The following is a 17,447-nucleotide window of genomic DNA, read 5'->3' on the forward strand; positions in this document are numbered from 1 at the left end:
AGGCCTCAGCCGCTCAGCGACTCAGTGTGCTATTAGGCAGGATGAAGCCGGGCAGGGTGTGGGCGCGCAGGCAGGCCGTGTCCACCGGCTGAGCGGGGGCGTTGAGGAACTGCACGATGAGGCCCATGGCACAGGCGTTGATGGCGCCCACTTGCACATGGGTGCCGTCGGGGAAGACGGCGAGCTGCGCCTTGGGCAAGGTGCGCACCACCTCTTCGCTGCGGAAGGTGGGCGTCTGCGCGTCGAGCCGGCCGCTGAGCACCAGGGTGGGCAGGGCGCTGGCCACGTTGCGGTCGGTGGTGTCGGGCAGGCTGGGCACGGCCACGGCCTCGCACATGCCGATCAGCTCGCGGGCCACCGCGTCGGCAAACAGCAGCGGCAGCGGGCCGGCACCTTCGCGAATGACTTCGTCGGGCGAGCGCACCGGGTCGTCGGAGCAGACCACAGCCATGTACATGGCTGTGGCAAGCGCGCCCTCAGCCGGCTGGCGGGCGGCCAGCAGCTTTTCGCCGCGCCACTGCGCCAGACCTTGGCCCATGCTCTCGCGCCCGCCTTGGGCCAGGTAGTCGAGGAAGAAGGGCAGGCTGAAGACGCCGATCTTGTAGCCGACCTTCTCGTAGACGAGGTTGGCGAAGTCGAGCGCGGTCACGGTCAGCGGGTAGCGCTGGTCGGGCGCCTTCGGGTCGACGAACGCAGCCTCGATGGGCCCGGCGTCGAACAGCGCCAGGCCGCGCTGCAGCAGGGCCGGCACGTCGTAGGCCGCGGCACATTTGGGGTCGTCGCGGCACAGGCGGTCGAGCTGGCGCAGCGAGAACTCGAGGTCGATGGCGCGGTCCTCCACCCAGCTCTTGCGCGACAGGGCGCTGGTGCCGTCGAGCACCACGCCGGCCAAGATGCCGGGGAAGTCGCGCATCAGGTGCTGGCCGAGCTGCGAGCCGTAGGAGGCGCCGTAATAAAAAAGGCGTTCGTAGCCCAGGGCGGCGCGGGCGTCGTTCACATCGGCGGCCAATGCCACGCTGTTGTACTGCGCGAGGTCGATGCCCTGCGCACGCCAGCCGGCCACACAGGCGTCGAGCTTGCGGCGCTCCACGGCCGCGCGGGCCGGGGCAGGCAGCCCTTGCTGGTAGGCGGCCCAGGCCAGGCCGTGGAACTCCGGGCATTGCAGATGGGGCACGGTGTGCTGCGTGCCGCGTTGGTCGAGGACCACCACGTCGCGACGATCGAGCACCGGGCCGAGCAGGTGCGGCTGGAAGAGGCTGAACAGGGCCGGCGTGATCAGCGAGCCGCCGGGGCCGCCCGAAAGCATGAAGAGCGGCGGCTCGCTGCCGGGCTGGCGTGCGCGCAGACGCAGGTAGCCGAGCTTGACCTGCCGCCCCGTGGGGGCGGCGCGGTTCTCGGGCACGACGACGTAGCCGCAGTCGGCGCGCAAGTCCACCTTGGGGGTGGCGGGCGGCGTGATGAAGCAGGGGGCCACCGACTCGATGCGCGGTGCCGCCACCGCGCTGAAGCCCCAGGCCGCACCCAAGGCGAGCAGGGTCGATGCGATGAACGAACGAGGGGTCATCGGGTGCGTCTCCGAAATGCTGGCCCGTGCAGGCTCAGGTCGACTTGCCTTTGATGAGGCGGTAGACCGCCAGCAGGATCATGGGGCCGGCCACGGCAGCGGCGAAGGCCATCAGCTGCCCGCTCAGGCCCAGCGCACCCATCAGCCAGGAGCCGATCCACGAACCGGCGATGCCGAGCAAGGCAGTGACGATCCAGCCACCGGGGTCTTTGCCCGGCATGAGCAGCTTGGCGACCACGCCGACCACCAGGCCGAGCAGGGTCACCAGCACCATGCCCATCACGCCGCCCACGGCGGCCCCCAACACAGGACTTTGTTCCATGTCATCTCTCCGTTTCAGTGGGGAAGAAACCGTTGCACCGGCGGGGCCTCAGCCACCGCGCACCAGGGCCTCGGGCACGTTGTAGCGCTCGCCCTGGTCGAACTCGATGCGCCAGCCCTCGGCCTCGCGCACGGACTTCAGGGGCGATAGGGCATCGGAGGCGACGGCCTCGCCCCGGACAAAAAGGATGCGGCGCTGGCTCCCGTCGTCCCAACGCAGCAGCACCGTGGCGCTGCCGTCGAAGCCACGGCGTACCACCAGCGCCTCACATTGGCGGGTCTGGGTGAACGGAGGCTCGCAGGCCACGGTGGTGCTGGCATGAAAGCGGGTGCCTGGCATCACGGCGTCGGCCGTGGCCGGCCGGGGTTTGAGCGGCGCGCCGCTGACGGCCACCTTCAGCGTGTAGCGGCTGATTTCACCGCGACGGCCGGCCGCACGCGGTTGAACCACGCGCACGGTGTAGAGCCCATCATCGGGCAGCAAGCCGTCGTAGCGGTTGCCGCTGCGCTCACCGATGGCCATGGCCGCACTGATCGACCCCGGCGGCAGCAGATTGAAAGTGGCACTGGAGGCGCCGGCCTGCAGGCTGACGCGAAGGCGCTGTCCGGCCTGCGCGCGCAGCGTGTGGTCCACGTACTCGTAGCCCTGGATGCGATCGCGCACCGTGGCTTCGCTGCGCCCTTTGGCAAATTCGATGGAACGATGGCGGCGGCTGAGGTCCATGGCGGTACCCGCCAGCAGGGTGGGTGCCCACTCGTAGATACCGCCGTCGGCCATCAACGTCAGGTAAAGACGGCCGTCTTTCAGCAAGTAAGAGCGCACGGCGCCGAGGTCGCGGGCCACGCGCTCATCCAGGTGCGGGGGCGCGCACAGCGCACGCGTGGCGGCCACAGGGCCGAACCGCATCTGGCCGCTGTTTTTGTCAGCGGCGGGGCTGCTCTCGTATTGGGCTTGGCCCCGGTTGCAATCCAAGCGGAACACCGCCTGCCCGTCGGGCTGGAAGTGCAAGGTGAAGCGGTTGGGGTCGTCGATGCGTGTGGTGCCCTGGGCGTCGTCCATGGACTGGATGGACAGCAAGTGCCAGCGCGTGCCATCGAACATCGATGCATCGGCCAGGGCGGCCGTGCTGCTGAGTGCTAGCGCGCCCAGAGCGCCGATCCAGAGCTTCATGGAATACCTCTCGGGTGAATAAAAAAAAGCCCACGCGCACGGATCGTGACGCGTGGGCCTGTTGGCGATGCAGCCCTCAGCCGCCGAAGACCACCGCTTCCGGAAACTCGTAGCGCTCGTTGCCGGCTTCGATGTGGAACATGTCGCCGCGCTTGCTGCCCTTGAAGTGCATGCTGCCGTCGGCCTGGCTGAGGTCGGCGCTCAAGGGGCGACCTTTGTCGAAGAAGATGGCGCGCGTGCGGCCGTCGGGCCGAGTGACCATGACCGTCGCCGAGCCGTTGCCTTCACGCGTGACGCTGGCGTTGCACTGCTGCATGGGGCCTTGTGGCTGCATCTTGCAGTTGACGATGGTGCGCGCATCGCTCTGGCCTTGGCCGGCGCGCGCAGCCGACGTGTTGAGGGCGCTGTCCGGGGCCTTGAAGGACAGGATCTCGCAGGTGCCGACGGATTTGTCCCTGGCGGTGTAGGTCACGCGCGGTTCTTGCCCGCCATTGGGCGTGATGTCCACCCAGGCACCGGCCGAATTGGCAGAGATTTGGCCGTCGGGTCGCTTGATCAGCTTGGCCACCTTGCCGTTCATGTACACCTGCCCCTTGGGGTTGGTGTCCACGTTCAGGCTGGCGCCACACTTGGCGGCAAACAGGGGAACAGCGGCTTGCGCCGAGCCGAGGCACAAGGCAGTCAAGGCCAAGATCAGGGAACGCTTCATGGGAACTCCTGGGTGGGATGGACAAGGGTTGCAGACGTTAGCCCGTTGGCCCATTGTGGGGCGAAGAAAGGCCCTGCAAGGCCTGCAAGGCGGCGTCGAAATCGTAACCCGCCAAGGCCTGCTGGGCTTGCTGCAAAGCACTGGCCCACGGGCTGCCGGCGCAGGAGTCCAGCAGGGCGTCCAGCGCATCGGTGGCCTCGGCTTCGCTGTCTTGCAACAGAGCGCGCAAGCGAACCAATTGCTGCTGCTGGGCGCTGCTGGCTTGCCAGTCGTGCGAGGCCGCGCTGGGTGCGGCGGCGGCCGGCGCGGGCAGCCGGGCATCCAGCGTGGCCAGCAGGGCTTCCAAGGGCACTTGCACAGCGGCCAGGGCGGCATCGCACTGCGCTGGGCTGGCATCGGGCAAGCGACAGGTGGCCTCCAGGGCGGCGGCGGCGGCTTGCAGGGCGTGCGCGCCGATGTGCCCTGCCGTGGACTTGAGCGTGTGTGCGAGCCGAGCGGGGGCTTCGGCGTCGGGCTGCGCTTGCGCGCCAACAAAGTCGTGCACAAAAGTCCGGGTGCCTTGTTGGAAGCGGCGCAGCAGGCGCAGGTACAGCGCGGAGTTGTGGGCCGCGATGCGCAGCCCGGCCTGGGGATCCAGGCCGTCGAAGGCCAGGGTGCTCGGGTCGAAGCCGTCGTTCTCTGGCGGTGGGGCGTCGAGCTCGGTGGGGGTGGTGTCGGCCGGCTCCGACGCTGGGCGTGGTGGTGTGACCCAGCGCGCCAGCGTGGCGAACATGGCGCCCACGTCCAGCGGCTTGGCGATGTGGTCGTTCATGCCGGCGGCCAGCACCTTCTCGCGATCGCCGGCCATGGCATTGGCGGTCATGGCAATCACGGGTAGCTGTTGCCACGCGGGGTTCTGGCGCAAGGTGCGGGTCGCGGTGTAGCCGTCCATGACGGGCATTTGGCAGTCCATGAGCACGCCGTCGAACGGCGACTCGGCAGCCAGTCGGTCCAGGGCCTCTTGGCCGTTCTCGGCCAGCACGACTTCGATGCCCGCACCCCGGAGCAGCTCCAGCGCCAGCTCTTGGTTCATGTCGTTGTCTTCCACCAGCAGCAGGCGCGCGCCGCGCAGGTGCTGGCGCGCCTGTTGCGCCAGCTCGGCGCGTTGCCAGCGTCGGGTGGCCACGGGCGCATGGCCCCCGGTGGAACGGCCGACGGCTTCGAACAGGTGAGACGGGGTCACCGGCCGCACCAGCACGCCCGCCAAAGTCACGCCCACTTGGCTGGCCGCTTCGCGGGCTTGCTCGGCATCGCCGGAGGCAATGAGCCACGCCGGTGGGCAGTGCGGTGCGGCTTGCAGCACCTGCAAGGCCGCGATCCCGTCTTGCCCCGGCATGTCGCGGTCCATCAGCATCAGCGCGTAAGGGCGGCCGTTGTCCTCGGCGGCTTGGGCCAACGCTTGGGCTTCGTCCCCATTCGAGGCGCCGTCGGCTGTCATGCCAAAGGCCTGCAAGGTGCTCATCAGGATGTCGCGCGAGTGGGCACTGTCATCGACCACCAGCACACGCAGGCCGGTCAGCGCGTTGCTGGGGGCCGCCGCAGAGGGACTGTGCGCCTGCAGGCCCAAACGCACGGTGAAGTGAAAGGTGGCGCCTTGGCCTGCTTGGCTTTCGACCCAGATGCGCCCTTGCATGCGCTCGACCAAGTTCTTGCTGATGGCCAGCCCCAGGCCGGTGCCGCCGTACTTGCGGGTGGTGGACGAATCGGCCTGGCTGAAGCTCTGGAACAGACGGCCTTGCTGCTCGGGGGACAGACCGATGCCCGAGTCGCGCACCCAGAGGTGCAGTTCCACGCTCTCGTCGTCGCGGTTCTGGGTCGTGATGCCGAGTTCGATTTCGCCTTGCGCCGTGAACTTCACGGCGTTGTTGCCCAGGTTGGTCAGCACCTGGCCCAGTCGCAGCGGGTCGCCCACCAGGGCGGTGGGGGTGGCGGGGTCCAACCGAACGAGCAGGTCCAAGCGCTTCTCTTGCGCCTTGAAGCCCACCAAGTTGGCAAAACCATCCAGCAGGTCTTCCAGTTGGAATGGCACCGACTCCAGGTCCAGCTTGCCGGCCTCGATCTTCGAGAAGTCGAGGATGTCGTTGATGATGCCCAGCAAGTTGTTGGCGGCGAGGTGGACCTTCTCGATGTAGTGCCGAGGCTTTCGCTCCAGGGGCGCCTGCAGGGCGAGATGGCTCATGCCGATGATGGCGTTCATGGGCGTGCGGATCTCGTGGCTCATGTTGGCCAGGAAGTCGCTCTTGGCCCGGGTGGCGGCTTCGGCGGCGTCTCGCGCTTGGCAGATGGCTTGCTCGGCCGCCTCCAACTGCGTGATGTCGTAGCTCCAAGACACGATGTGGTCGGCACCCAAGATGTTCTCGATGGACGAGGTGAGCAGCACCGTGAAGGCCTGCCCGTCGGCACGCCGAAATCGGGCGCGGTAGCCTTCCACGCGACCATCGGCCCACAAGCGATCGACAAAAGCCTGGCGCTCGCTGGGCTCAGCCCAGTAATCAGCGGTGTTGAGTTGGGTCAGGTCGTCGCGGTCGCGGCCCAGCAGCTCGGCCAGGCGGCGGTTGCTGAACGCGGGCCGGCCTTCGCGTGTGTTGATGGAGCAGCCCACGGGTGCGAGGTCGAGCAGGTCGCGCAAACGGGCTTCGTTGTCGCGCAGCGCGGCTTCCGCTTGCTTGCGTTCGTGGATGTCGAACAGCATGCCGTCCAAGTGACGCGCTTGGCCCGTTTCGTCGGCGGTGGGCATGCAGCGGAACAGTGCCCAGCGAGCGCTGCCGTCGCGGTGCACCACGCGCAACTCATGCCCGAACCCCTGTTGGGTGGCCAGCCCGGACCGCAAGGTGGCCTGCCAAGCAGGTGCGTCGTCGGGGTGGATCAGATCGACCAAGCGACGTGGCGCGGAGTCACCCAAAAAATCGGCCGCGGGGTAGCCGCTGAGGTCCTGAACGGCAGGGCTGAGGAAGTCCAAACGCCATGGGGGCTGCGCCTCGCTGCGAAACACCACCCCGGGAAGGTTCTGCACCATGGCCTGCACCTGGGCTTGGCTGAGCGCCAAGGCCCGCTGCTGCTGCGCCCGCAGCGCCTGATCGGCGCGGCGGCGCAACACCAGGTGGCCCAGCACGGCGCTCGTCAAGAACGTGAGCAGACCCACCGCACCCAAGGTGTAGGGGCTCAGAACGGCCGACAGCTCACCCAGGTACACCAGCTTCCAGGCACCCAAACGGTGGTTGAAGTTCACCGGGCTGGCCGCGGCCAGGTACAACGCGCCATCCATCCAGTGCAGGCCGCCACCCAAGAAGTCGGGCAGGGCTTGTGCCGCTTGGATCTCGGAACCTCGTTTGCCGTACAGGTGGTTGGAAGCAAAGCGCCTTTGCTTCTCGGCGCTGAGTTCGCCCACGTGCCGCAGCAACCAGTCACTCCGGTTGCCGGCCATCACCACGTGTTCAGGCGACAGCAACAGGCCCAAGGTGTGGGGCCAGTGGCTCAGTTGACGGTCCACCTCTTCCGAGCGTTCGCGGGCGACGACCACCCCAACGATGTCCGCGGTGCTTTGCGCCTCTCGATTGCGGTAGACGGGGGCGGCGATGTACGAGTGGCGTCCCGCGCTGGAGGCATCCACCGCGATGGAGGCGGAGGGCTGACCGGACAAGGCCTGCTGGAAATAGTGACGGAAGGCGACGTTCATGCCGCGCTCCAGGCCATCGATCGTGCCCGACTGGGCCACAACCTGTCCGGCACGGTTGGCGAGATAGGCCTGATCGGCTTGCACACTGGCAGCCAAGGTCTGCAGGGCACTGACCAGCGACGGTGCGGGCGCGGCCTCCAAGCCGGGCGCACTCGCGGCCTCCATGAGGTCGAGGTTCAAGCGACCGGCCAGTGCCACCGCGCCCATGCTTTGCCCGGTCAGCGTTCGCTGCTCCAAGGCCAGGGCCTCGCGCTCTACACGGGCTTGCAGCAGTCGGGTGTGATCGCCGATCACCCACTGCGCGTACCCGGCCAAGGCCGCCAGCGCCAGCCCGAGTGCCGCCAACAGCACGCCCAGGCGCGCTGACACGCTGAGGGTCAGGGGGCCCGCCGGGTCGCTGCGCGCCATCAGAGCACGATGGTGTGCGCGATGCCTTCGACCTGGTGCACTTTGGCAGCCAGGTCGGCGTCAGAGTCATGGAACTTCGTTGCGATGGCCTGGAATTGCGACAGAACAACCACGAAGGCGTCGATCACGTCGGGGTCGAAGTGCTGATTTCGACCGGCGATGATGATCTCGACGGCTTTCTCATGCGGCATGCCTTCTTTGTAGACGCGCCGGCTGATGAGCGCGTCGTACACATCGGCCACCGCCATGAGGCGGGCCGAAATCGGGATGAGATCGCCCCCAATGCCTTGGGGGTAGCCGCTGCCGTCCCACTTCTCTTGGTGGCCATAGGCGATCTCCTTGGCGCACTGCAAGAACGCGACGGGCAGGCCGAGCTGTTGTTCGGCCCGTTCGATGGCGTCGCGTCCGATGGTGGTGTGGGTCTTCATGACCTCGAACTCTTCGGCCGTGAGCTTGCCCGGTTTGAGCAAGATGCGGTCGGGGATGCCGACCTTGCCGATGTCGTGCAGCGGGGCCGACTTGAACAACATTTCGATCTGCGCATCGGTCAAGTAGTGGGCAAACCGTGGGTGATTGCGCAGCTGTTCCGCCAAGGCACGCACGTAGTACTGGGTGCGCCGGATGTGATTGCCGGTTTCGTTGTCTCGCGACTCGGCCAAGGACGCCATCGAGAGGATGGTGACGTCTTGAATGGCATGCACTTCGGCCGTGCGCAGCGCCACCTGTTGCTCCAGGAAGGCGTTTTGGTCGCGGAGAAAGTCGGCCGCGGCTTTGAGCTTGAGTTGCGTTTCCACCCGCGCCAGCACGATGGGCGGGCTGATGGGCTTGGTGATGTAGTCCAGCGCACCCATCTTCAGACCGGCTTCCTCGTCGGCCGTGCTGCTCATGGCTGTGAGGAAGACGATGGGGATGTCGCGGGTGGCCGGATCGGCCTTGAGCGCCGCACAGACTTGGTGCCCGTCCATGCCGGGCATCATGATGTCGAGCAGGACAAGGTCAGGCGCTGGCGCCGCGCGCGCGATCGCCAGCGCCTTTTCGCCCGAATTGGCCAGTTTGACCCTGTAGCGGTCCTTCAGCAGGTTGCCGATCAGGGTCAGGTTGTCGGGCGTGTCGTCAACGACGAGGACGGTCGGCTTGAGCGGCGTGGCAAGCGTCATGCGGATCGGAGGCTAACGGGATGAGGTCGCCATGGTGGCACAGCCAACGACCTGGCGAAAGCCATCAGCCCAAAGCGTCAATGGTGCGAATTTCGATCCATTGCCGGCCGTGCTGGTGGGGGCAATCGGCTGCCAAGGCCTCGGCCGCAGCCAGGTCGGGCGCTTGCACGATGTAGAACCCCCCGATCACATCGTGCGCCTCGGCGTACGGTCCGTCGCTCACCAGCACCTGCCCACCCTGACGGCGCAGGTGGCGGCCGCCGTCGTCGGTGAGCTTCTCGCCGCCCACCAGCTGTCCCGCGGCGCCCAGGCGTTCGGCCCAGGCTTGGTGGGCGGCAATGATTTCGCCCAACTCGGCGGCGTTGATTGCCATCGAGTCGGCGGGGGTTTCGTGCAGCAGGAATAGGAAGTTCGGCATGGCGTTCTCCGTTGGGGATGGTGCACACGGGATTGTGGGCACCTGCCGCCATGACGGACAGGCCCCGGCCCGCATGACGGTGCCGCAAAAAAAATTTCAGGGGCAGGTGCCGCGACTCGGGCCCCCTGCTGCGTTCTGGGCTGGACCTGGCGCGCGAGCCGCAGGACTTTGCCGAAGCGACGCAGACGCCCAGAGTCTTGCCCATGAGGGCATGCGCGATGCACGCATGGGCATGGGGCGCCGTGCCACGGTGCGGAGACACTGCGCCCCCATGCACCGCCTCGCCGTTTTTCTGCTGAGCACCAGCCTGGCCGGCGGCACGCCGGCCTGGGTCCAAGCGCCAGCGGCGCAGGCCACGCCGCCAACGCCAGTCGCTGCTGCCGCTGCGGCCAGCGCACCTGCTGCCTTGGACAAAGTCGTTGTCACCGGCGGCCCCACGCCCGAGATGCGCCGCCGCGCCAGCACGGCCAGCAAGATCGTCATTGGCCGCGAGGAGCTGCTGCGCTACGGCGACGGTGCCTTGGGCGACGTGTTGCGCCGCCTGCCCGGCGTGACCCTCGGAGGCCGCCCGGGGCGCGGCGGCGACGTGCGCTTGCGCGGCTTGGGCGGCGGCTTCACGCAGATCCTCATCGACGGCGACCGCGCCCCCGCCGGCTTCTCGGTGGACCAGCTGCCGCCCGAGCAGGTCGAGCGCATCGAGGTGATGCGCGCGCCCACCGCCGAGACCGGCGCCCGCGCCGTGGCCGGCACCATCAACATCATCCTGCGCGAGCCCCTGGCCCAGCGCAGCCACGAGCTGCGCCTGGGTGCCAGCTTGGATCACGGCGAACCGCAGTGGGACGCGCACTGGACGCGCAACGGCAAGTTCTGGGACGACTCGCTCGTGGGGGCGCTCAATGTCAGCCTGAACCAACAGCGCCGCTACAACGACACCAACACCCGTACCACCACCCTCAACACCGTGACGGGCGCGCGGGGCCTCACCAGCGCGCTGGGTGGCAACCTGGATCGCCGCCACAACCTGAACGCCAACGGCCGCCTGCGTTGGAAGCTGGGGGAGTTCACCTCGCTGCACATCGCCCCCGTGCTGTCCTTCGCCCGTGGGGACAACGCCGGCGGCTGGGCGCAAACCGGCGTGAGCCGCTTCGACGCGACGCAAACCCACAGCGACAGCCGCAGCAGCACCTGGCGCCTGACCACCACCCTGCAGCACCGCCTGCCGCCCAGCACGCGCCTGGAGGCCCGCGTGTTCGGTGGGCGCACCCAAAGCACCAACGAGAGCGAACGCCAAGACGCGCTGCAAGGCCTGCCCGCCCGCCGCCAAGACGACCGCACCCGCACCACCGACGACAACCTCAGCCTGTCTACCAAGTGGAGCGAGCAAACCAGTCGCGAGCACAACTGGGTGACTGGGGCCGAGGTCGAGTGGACCCGGCGCGACCAGCTGCGCGAAAGCCTCGTCGACGGCCAGTCGCGCCCCGAGCTGGCCGAGTTCGGCGACAACCTGCAAGCGCGCACCCAGCGCATCGCCGCTTACACGCAAGACGAGTGGAGCCCGTCGCCCCAGTGGTCCACCTACCTGGGTCTGCGCTACGAGCAGATCCGCACCGAGGGCGACCCTGGCCAGGGCCCCACGCGGATCGCCACGCGCAACACCAGCCGCGTGCTATCGCCCCTGGCCCACGCGCTGTGGAAGCCCACCTGGAGCAAGAGCGACCAGATCCGCATGAGCCTGACGCGCAGCTACCGTGCCCCAGCGCTCAACGACCTCATCGCCCGCCCCGGCATCAACGCCACCTACCCCACGGGCCCCAACCCCCAGAACAGCCCCGACTGGGCCGGCAACCCGGCGCTGAAGCCCGAGTTGGCCACCGCGCTGGAGATCGGCTGGGAGCGCTTCTTGCCCAGCGGCGGCGTGCTCACCGCCAACGCCTCGGTGCGCGACATCCGCGGCCTCATCCGCCGCCTGTTGGCGCAAGAGACAGTGCCCTGGGACGCCAGCCCCCGCTGGGTCAGCCGCCCGCGCAACCTCGACCGCGCCCGCGTCGTGGCCCTGGAGCTGGAGGCCAAGGCCCGCGTGGACGAGCTGTGGGACGACCCGCCCGACTGGCTGCGCCCCCTGCTGCTGCGCGGCAACCTGGCCCTGTTCCACAGCCAGGTGGACGGCCTGCCCGGCCCCAACAACCGCCTGGAGCAGCAGCCCAAGGGCACGTTGAACCTGGGCGCCGACTACCGCTTCATCGGCACCAGCGCCAGCGCCGGCGTCAACCTCGGCGTCGTGCCCGACACCCTGGTGCAGCAAACCCCGCTCAGCACCTGGCGCCAGAACCGCCGCCGCGTGGCCGACGTCTACCTGGTCTGGGCCCAGGGCCCCGAACTGACCTGGCGCCTGACCGCCAGCAACCTCGCGCCGCTGGACACCCTGACCACCACGACCGTGAGCGCCGCGCCGACGGTCACGCAGACGGAGAACCGGCAGCGCACCTTCACGGTGTGGGGGGTGCGGGCGGAGATGCGGTTCTAGCGGGGCGCGGTAGGGACACGGACGGAGACGGCGCCGAACCCCCTCGAGCGTGGGTTGGCGTGTGGCTGAACTGCGTGTCGGGCCTGTGTCCGTGTCCTGGCCAACCTAAGCTGCCGACATGTTCAAGAAGATCTTTCTCGTGGTGGCCGTGCTGTTGCCAGTCGCGGTTCAAGTCACCCTCATCTACACGCTCCAGAACGGCGGCACTGAGCGCTTCCTAGAGGTCTGGCGGGCGTTTGGCGTTCAAGTGCCCGAGTACACGCAGTTCGTCTACCGAACGATTGCAGCGTGGTGGGTCGGCCCCTTGGTGTGCGTCACGCTCTGGGCCCTCGCGCTCCACCGCGGGTCGCGTGGGTTGGCGGGCACGTCCGTGCTTGTCTCGGTCGCGATCGTAGCCGCGCTGGGTTGGTCGTCCTATGCCCCCCATTTGTTGGTGCGCTTGGCATGACAGCGACCAGCTGCGGAATCCAATGCATCCATCGTTCCAGCGGGGACATTGGCGCCACCGAGCGCCCAAGTGACCGACAGGGTCGTGCAGCACCCCCACCCATCCCGGAGCGCATTTGAGACTCATTGCCAACACGCTGGTGGTCATCGGCAGTCCGCTTGCCATGCTGCTGCTGTTCGTGGCCGCATGCGCACTTGCCTTCCACGCACCGGAGTGGCGACTCGCCATCATGCTCAGCACCTTGCCAATATGGCTGGGATTGACCGCGCGGTGGCAAGGCAAACCTCAGGGCGCCAGTTTGAGGCACTGGCTGATTGGGCAGTACCGCGTCACCAACCGGCTTGCGGCCATGGGTCTGATCACCCTTGGCCTGATGGACCTGGCCGCCGCGGAGCGCCGGCGCTACCCGCCCCTGCGAATCGCGGTCCACAAGGGGGCCCGTGACAGCAGCTGGACGATCACCATCCAGAACCGGGGATGGAGACCGGTGGGGCCCGTGTATGTCAGCGCGGCGGACCTGGCGCAATTGATCGCACCTGGGTGGCTGGCCCATGAAATCGTGGCGCCCGATGTCGTCGAGCAGCGCGTCCCGCCGATCAAGACAGGAATTCTTCTGCCGCTGATGAAGGTCACTGTTGAAAGGCAAGTGCTTCCTGGGTTTGAGGCGGCGTCATCCAGCTTGATGGCGATGTTCTTTGTGCACGGCGGCAACGAGTTGACCAGTGCGCTCTATCGGCTTGACGTTGCGCACCTTGGTGATCACGATGTGGCGCTAGATCCAGGGCCCGACAAGCGGCATCCCCCACCGCCAGAGCTTCATTTCGAGTACGAAAGCGCGTGCAACGTTCCCGTTTTCGCCCAGCTTCCGGACGGATCGCCCTACAGCGGCAAGGCGTTTGGGAGTCACGGAATCGTGGATTGGTCAGGGTCCTTTGTTGAGGGCAAACCGGACGGCGAGTTCTCGGTGGTTCTTGGTGACCGAGTGAGCCTCAAGGAACGGTACAGCATGGGCAAGCCACTGCGCTAAGCGAAAGCGTTGCGGCTGCTGAGCGCCTCCGCGCTGCATCCAATTCGCAGTTTGGCGAGTACTGGGGAGGTGGACCCTTTCGGCCCCACCCCTCCACCCCTCGTACTCAGGAGCTCCCTATGTCCCGCCTGCTGACCCTGGCCCTCGCGGCCCCCGCCGTGTTGGCGCTCACCGCCTGCGCCACCGCCACCCCGCCCCTGCCCCCCTTCGACACCGCCAGCCTGCCCGCCGCCGTGCAAGTGCCGGCCGGCCACCGAATGGTGTTGCACACCGTGGGCGTGGGCGAGATCACGTACGAATGCCGGGCCAAGGCCAACATGGCCGGGGCCTTCGAGTGGGTGTTCGTGGGGCCGCAGGCCACGCTGCAAAGCCGCGACGGCAAGCCGCTGGGCCGCTATTACGGCCCGCCGGCCACCTGGGCGGCGGCCGACGGTTCGGTGGTGACGGGCGCGCAGGTGGCCGTGGCACCGGCCACGCCGGGCAGCATCCCGTTGCAGCTGGTGAAGGCCAACCCGGCCACCGGCGCCCCAGGCGCGATGACGGGCACGGCCTACATCCAGCGCGTGGCCACGGTGGGCGGTGTGGCGCCCAGCCGCGTCTGCGATGCCGCCAGCCTGAGCCAGCGCGAGATCGTCAAGTACCAGGCCGACTACCTGTTCTGGCAGCCGGGCTGAGGCCCGGGCAGGGCCTCACTTCGCCGGTTTCTCGGCCCTCAAGGGCGCCAGGCACTGCGTGTAGCTCTTGTCTTTGAGCACGCGCCGGACTTCCGGGTCGCTCAGGTTGGTGCCCTTGGCGGTTTCGTCCGCCGCCAACTTAGCGTGACAGTGGCAGTAGCGGTCGAACTGGGCGTCGTTGATGCGGGCCGAGCTGGTGAGCTGCTGGCGCCACGTCGCATTGGCGATGCATTGCTGGGCAGCAATCTGGCCGATGTGAGGGGCCATGCACTGCGTGGCCGCCCGGATGCCCAGGTCGGCCCACTGCTGCTGGGTCGGCAGGGCGGTTGGGTAGTCCTTGGCCGAGGCGGCCAACTTCTCGCGCATGCAGCCGCAAATGGCCTCGCTGTCTTGTGGCGTGGCGTTGGGCAGGTCGCGCTTGACCAAGGCCGGGCACACGCCGGCGATGACCTTGGCGCCGTCGGCGTAGTCGATGCTGTGCGCAGGCAAGGGGGCCAGCAACAGGCTGGCGATGAAGGCCAGGGCGGAAGAGCGGAAGGTCCAAGACATCATGAAACCTGAGAGGGAGAAGCCACAGAAATCGACCGGGCCGAGGCCCACGACGGCGCGCGCCAATGCCCGCGCCGCAGGGCCTCGCGGCCGAAGTGCAGGCACAACAGGGCGGTGAGGGCCAGCGTCAGCACCGAGGCCTCCAGCCCGAAGGCCCCGCCCGTGAGCCACGTGGGCCCACTGGTGCTGGCCGCCAGCGCGCCCGGCGCCACTTGGGTGCCCGACACCGGCAAACCGAACAGCCCGCCCTGCGCAAAGTTCCAGCCCCAGTGCAGGCCCACGCACAGCCACAGGCGGCGGGTCATCACGAAGGCCAAGGTGAGGCACACCGACAGCCCGCCCAGCGCACTCAGCGTGATGGCGTTCGCGCCCGGGTTGGCGCCGTGCGCCAGGCCGAACAGCAGCGTGGAGACGAGCAGCGCCCCCCAGGTGCCGACGATGCCTTCCAGCAGCCGGAACAGCAGGCCGCGGAACAGCAACTCCTCCAGCACCGCCACAAACACGTGCAGCTGCAGCAGCGTGAGCGCGCCCTGGGCACTGCCCCAACCGCTGACGGTGTAGCCGCCGCTCAGCGCCAGCAGCGCCACCGCGGCGCCGATCACGCCCAAGCCCCAACCGAAGCCCTGCGCCAACTCGCGGCCCGCGCCGGGCAAAGCCCCCTCGTCCACCGACCGCCGCTCCACCCAGCGCACGAAGGCCGCGTAGGCCAGCAGCAGCACGACCGTCTTGAACGGGTTGCGAAAGGCCAGCAACTCGGGCGCCGTCATCCACAGCTTGGAGACGACGTTGGCCAGCACGAAGGGCAGGCCCACCAGGGGGATGGCCCAGAAGAAGCGCGCCGTCGGACCTTGGGTCAGGCGGTGCCAGCGCGAGGCGGGCGAGGAAGAAGACGAAGACACAGCAGGGGCCACAACAAGAACACGCCCCCGGTGGAGGCCGGGGTGCATGGCCCCAGGGATGACAGCGGGTTCAGTGTCGGCCGCCCCTGCGGCCGCGGCAATGCCGCGGTCCGCAAGCCACCTATGCAGGAACGCATCGCCTGCGCGGCAGCCCCCCGGGCTCAGGGCTTCACGGCCGGGTCCCAGTGCTCGGCGATCTGGCCGTTCTCGATGCGGAACATGTCGAACCAGGTCGTCGTGTAGCTGCGCGTGGCGTCCTTCGGGTCGGGGCGCTTTTGCACAAAGCTCAGCACCACCCAGTCGCCCTCGGCCACGATCTGCACCAAGGGCGCTTTGACCCGCGGCTCGATCGGCTTGGCCTTGGCAAATGGCCCGAAGAAGGCCACAAAGCCCGCACGCCCCGTGGGCACGGTGGGGTTGTGCTGGATGTAGCCCTCGGCCAGGTACTTGTCGGCCAAGTCCAGGTGCCCGGCCTCGAACACCTCGCGCCAGAAGTCGTAGACCAGGCGCTTGTTGGCGGCCAGTCGGGGGTCGACACTCGCCAGCAGGGCCTCGTGGTCGGGGTTGGGGGTGACGGGCACTTGCGCCGCAGCGCCACCCAGCGCCCCCCACAGGCAGAACAAAGCGACAACGCGCAACAACAGCATTCGAGGCATGGCAAAACAGCGATCAACGCCGGAGGTTCAAAGCGTCAGTCTGGCCGAGCCCAGCGCGCCGCACCAGCGCGAAGCGCGCAAGGCAGCCATGCCGGAACGCATCGCGCGCCTCAGCGCCCAAAGCTTCGACTGGGTGCTGCTGCGCAGCTTCCTGGCCATCCACCGCGCGGGCTCCATGGCCGCGGCGGCGCGCAGCTTGGGCGCGCAGCAGTCCACCCTCAGCCGCCACCTCGCCGAGCTGGAAGCCCAGCTGGGCGCGCCCTTGTTCGAGCGCACCGGCCGCGGCCTGCACGCCACCGCCGCGGCGCACACTGTGGCCCGCTACGCGCAAGACATGGAGGCCTTGGCGCACCAGATGGCGCTGTCGCTCACCGCGCAATCGGCCGCGCTGCGCGGCACCGTGCGCGTGTCGGCCAGCGAGATCTTTGCGGCCCACGTGCTGCCCCCCATCGTCAGCGACCTGGTGGCCCGCCACCCGGGGCTGGAGATCGAACTCGTGGCCACCGACGAGGTGCCCAGCCTGCTGCACCGCGCCACCGACATCGCGCTGCGCTTCAGCCGCCCCACCGACTTGAATGTGGTGGCCCGCCAAGTCGGCGCCGTGCCCATCGTCGCGCTGGCCCACGCCCGCTACCTGCAGGCCATGGGCACGCCCCAAGCGCCGGCCGACCTGCTGCAGCACCGCCTGCTGGGCATCGAGCAAGACACCGTCATGCTGCCCGCCCTGCAAGCCCTGGGCGTGCCGCTGAACGCCGCGCACTTCCGCGTGCGCACCAACGACAAGGCCGTGTGCACCCAACTCATCGCCGCCGGCGCCGGCATCGGCTTCGCGGCGCGCTTGCTGCTGGGCGTCTACCCCGACCTGCGCCAGGTGCTGCCCACCCTGGCCCTGCCCACGCTCACCTGCTGGCTGACGACGCACACGGAGATCGCGAGTTCGCCTTTGATTCGCGTGGTCTACGACGAGATCGCGGAGCGAGTGGGGCGCTTGTTGGCGGCGTGAACGCCCGTTGGGCGGCTGGGGCGCGGCTTGGCAGCGAGGCCGCCGGCTGGTCAACCGAATGGCTAGGTCTGATGCCGGCCAGGAGCGGTCGCACGAGTCGCAAAGCCGTGCCCTCGGCCACTGGCGATTTCGGACATTCAGTCCCCCACTCATGGAGCAACACTGGACGCCATACCAGCCCAAGGAACTGAACTCGTCAAGTGA

Annotated in this window: 15 protein-coding genes; 5 read left to right on the forward strand and 10 right to left on the reverse strand. The window is 68.3% G+C overall.

The window, feature by feature from the left end; all coding sequences use genetic code 11:
• Window positions 1-13 precede the first annotated feature (13 nt).
• The 7 genes from EOD73_RS14915 to EOD73_RS14945 form a co-directional block, all read right to left on the reverse strand.
• Window positions 14-1,564, reverse strand: a complete 1,551-nt coding sequence (locus EOD73_RS14915; protein WP_127683817.1) for an alpha/beta hydrolase — start codon at window positions 1,562-1,564, stop codon at window positions 14-16.
• 34 nt (window positions 1,565-1,598) lie between these two features.
• Window positions 1,599-1,886, reverse strand: a complete 288-nt coding sequence (locus tag EOD73_RS14920) for a GlsB/YeaQ/YmgE family stress response membrane protein (protein ID WP_240660731.1) — start codon at window positions 1,884-1,886, stop codon at window positions 1,599-1,601.
• 48 nt (window positions 1,887-1,934) lie between these two features.
• A complete protein-coding gene (locus tag EOD73_RS14925) occupies window positions 1,935-3,056 on the reverse strand; it encodes an META domain-containing protein (RefSeq protein ID WP_127683818.1) in 1,122 nt (373 codons plus the stop codon).
• A gap of 76 nt (window positions 3,057-3,132) precedes the next feature.
• Window positions 3,133-3,765 (reverse strand): hypothetical protein, encoded by a 633-nt coding sequence (locus tag EOD73_RS14930; RefSeq protein ID WP_127683819.1) that lies wholly within the window; start codon window positions 3,763-3,765, stop codon window positions 3,133-3,135.
• A gap of 37 nt (window positions 3,766-3,802) precedes the next feature.
• Complete coding sequence (locus tag EOD73_RS14935) at window positions 3,803-7,888, reverse strand: response regulator (RefSeq protein ID WP_127683820.1); 4,086 nt, start codon at window positions 7,886-7,888, stop codon at window positions 3,803-3,805.
• Window positions 7,888-9,045, reverse strand: coding sequence for a response regulator (locus EOD73_RS14940; RefSeq protein WP_127683821.1), 1,158 nt, complete (start codon window positions 9,043-9,045; stop codon window positions 7,888-7,890). The genes EOD73_RS14935 and EOD73_RS14940 overlap by 1 nt, the downstream gene beginning before the upstream one ends.
• Window positions 9,046-9,109: 64 nt before the next feature.
• Entirely contained in the window at window positions 9,110-9,463 is a 354-nt protein-coding gene (locus EOD73_RS14945) for a YciI family protein (RefSeq protein ID WP_127683822.1), read from the reverse strand.
• A 271-nt stretch (window positions 9,464-9,734) separates the two neighbouring features.
• Here EOD73_RS14945 and EOD73_RS14950 point away from each other — a divergent pair, with 271 nt between their 5' ends.
• The 4 genes from EOD73_RS14950 to EOD73_RS14965 all read left to right on the forward strand — a co-directional run bounded on the left by EOD73_RS14950 (window position 9,735) and on the right by EOD73_RS14965 (window position 14,136).
• Entirely contained in the window at window positions 9,735-11,987 is a 2,253-nt protein-coding gene (locus EOD73_RS14950; RefSeq protein ID WP_164846094.1) for a TonB-dependent receptor plug domain-containing protein, read from the forward strand.
• Window positions 11,988-12,105: 118 nt separating this feature from the next.
• The gene (locus EOD73_RS14955; RefSeq protein ID WP_127683824.1) at window positions 12,106-12,435 is read left to right on the forward strand and encodes a hypothetical protein; all 330 of its coding nucleotides are present in this window, start codon (window positions 12,106-12,108) and stop codon (window positions 12,433-12,435) included.
• Window positions 12,436-12,550: 115 nt separating this feature from the next.
• A complete protein-coding gene (locus EOD73_RS14960) occupies window positions 12,551-13,462 on the forward strand; it encodes a hypothetical protein (protein WP_127683825.1) in 912 nt (303 codons plus the stop codon).
• A gap of 119 nt (window positions 13,463-13,581) precedes the next feature.
• Entirely contained in the window at window positions 13,582-14,136 is a 555-nt protein-coding gene (locus EOD73_RS14965) for a DUF3455 domain-containing protein (protein ID WP_127683826.1), read from the forward strand.
• A gap of 15 nt (window positions 14,137-14,151) precedes the next feature.
• Here EOD73_RS14965 and EOD73_RS14970 read toward each other — a convergent pair whose 3' ends face one another.
• The 3 genes from EOD73_RS14970 to EOD73_RS14980 all read right to left on the reverse strand — a co-directional run bounded on the left by EOD73_RS14970 (window position 14,152) and on the right by EOD73_RS14980 (window position 16,240).
• Window positions 14,152-14,688 (reverse strand): hypothetical protein, encoded by a 537-nt coding sequence (locus EOD73_RS14970; RefSeq protein WP_164846095.1) that lies wholly within the window; start codon window positions 14,686-14,688, stop codon window positions 14,152-14,154.
• Window positions 14,685-15,584, reverse strand: coding sequence for a CPBP family intramembrane glutamic endopeptidase (locus tag EOD73_RS14975; RefSeq protein ID WP_164846096.1), 900 nt, complete (start codon window positions 15,582-15,584; stop codon window positions 14,685-14,687). The genes EOD73_RS14970 and EOD73_RS14975 overlap by 4 nt, the downstream gene beginning before the upstream one ends.
• Before the next feature lie 161 nt (window positions 15,585-15,745).
• Window positions 15,746-16,240: a nuclear transport factor 2 family protein gene (locus EOD73_RS14980; protein WP_240660732.1), complete on the reverse strand. Its 495-nt coding sequence runs from the start codon at window positions 16,238-16,240 to the stop codon at window positions 15,746-15,748.
• 88 nt (window positions 16,241-16,328) lie between these two features.
• Between EOD73_RS14980 and EOD73_RS14985 the strand changes: the two genes are divergently transcribed.
• The gene (locus EOD73_RS14985) at window positions 16,329-17,243 is read left to right on the forward strand and encodes a LysR family transcriptional regulator (RefSeq protein WP_164846097.1); all 915 of its coding nucleotides are present in this window, start codon (window positions 16,329-16,331) and stop codon (window positions 17,241-17,243) included.
• The last annotated feature ends 204 nt before the right edge of the window (window positions 17,244-17,447 follow it).

Source organism: Inhella crocodyli, from assembly GCF_004004565.1.
Taxonomy (GTDB): Bacteria; Pseudomonadota; Gammaproteobacteria; order Burkholderiales; family Burkholderiaceae_C; genus Inhella; species Inhella crocodyli.

Coding starts and splice junctions, on each gene's coding strand:
- EOD73_RS14935 (WP_127683820.1), bottom strand. CDS start 7,888: ATGGCGCGCAGCGACCCGGCGGGCCCCCTGACCCTCAGCGTGTCAGCG.
- EOD73_RS14980 (WP_240660732.1), bottom strand. CDS start 16,240: ATGCCTCGAATGCTGTTGTTGCGCGTTGTCGCTTTGTTCTGCCTGTGG.
- EOD73_RS14930 (WP_127683819.1), bottom strand. CDS start 3,765: ATGAAGCGTTCCCTGATCTTGGCCTTGACTGCCTTGTGCCTCGGCTCG.
- EOD73_RS14940 (WP_127683821.1), bottom strand. CDS start 9,045: ATGACGCTTGCCACGCCGCTCAAGCCGACCGTCCTCGTCGTTGACGAC.
- EOD73_RS14920 (WP_240660731.1), bottom strand. CDS start 1,886: ATGGAACAAAGTCCTGTGTTGGGGGCCGCCGTGGGCGGCGTGATGGGC.
- EOD73_RS14985 (WP_164846097.1), top strand. CDS start 16,329: ATGCCGGAACGCATCGCGCGCCTCAGCGCCCAAAGCTTCGACTGGGTG.
- EOD73_RS14970 (WP_164846095.1), bottom strand. CDS start 14,688: ATGATGTCTTGGACCTTCCGCTCTTCCGCCCTGGCCTTCATCGCCAGC.
- EOD73_RS14925 (WP_127683818.1), bottom strand. CDS start 3,056: ATGAAGCTCTGGATCGGCGCTCTGGGCGCGCTAGCACTCAGCAGCACG.
- EOD73_RS14950 (WP_164846094.1), top strand. CDS start 9,735: ATGCACCGCCTCGCCGTTTTTCTGCTGAGCACCAGCCTGGCCGGCGGC.
- EOD73_RS14945 (WP_127683822.1), bottom strand. CDS start 9,463: ATGCCGAACTTCCTATTCCTGCTGCACGAAACCCCCGCCGACTCGATG.
- EOD73_RS14955 (WP_127683824.1), top strand. CDS start 12,106: ATGTTCAAGAAGATCTTTCTCGTGGTGGCCGTGCTGTTGCCAGTCGCG.
- EOD73_RS14915 (WP_127683817.1), bottom strand. CDS start 1,564: ATGACCCCTCGTTCGTTCATCGCATCGACCCTGCTCGCCTTGGGTGCG.
- EOD73_RS14965 (WP_127683826.1), top strand. CDS start 13,582: ATGTCCCGCCTGCTGACCCTGGCCCTCGCGGCCCCCGCCGTGTTGGCG.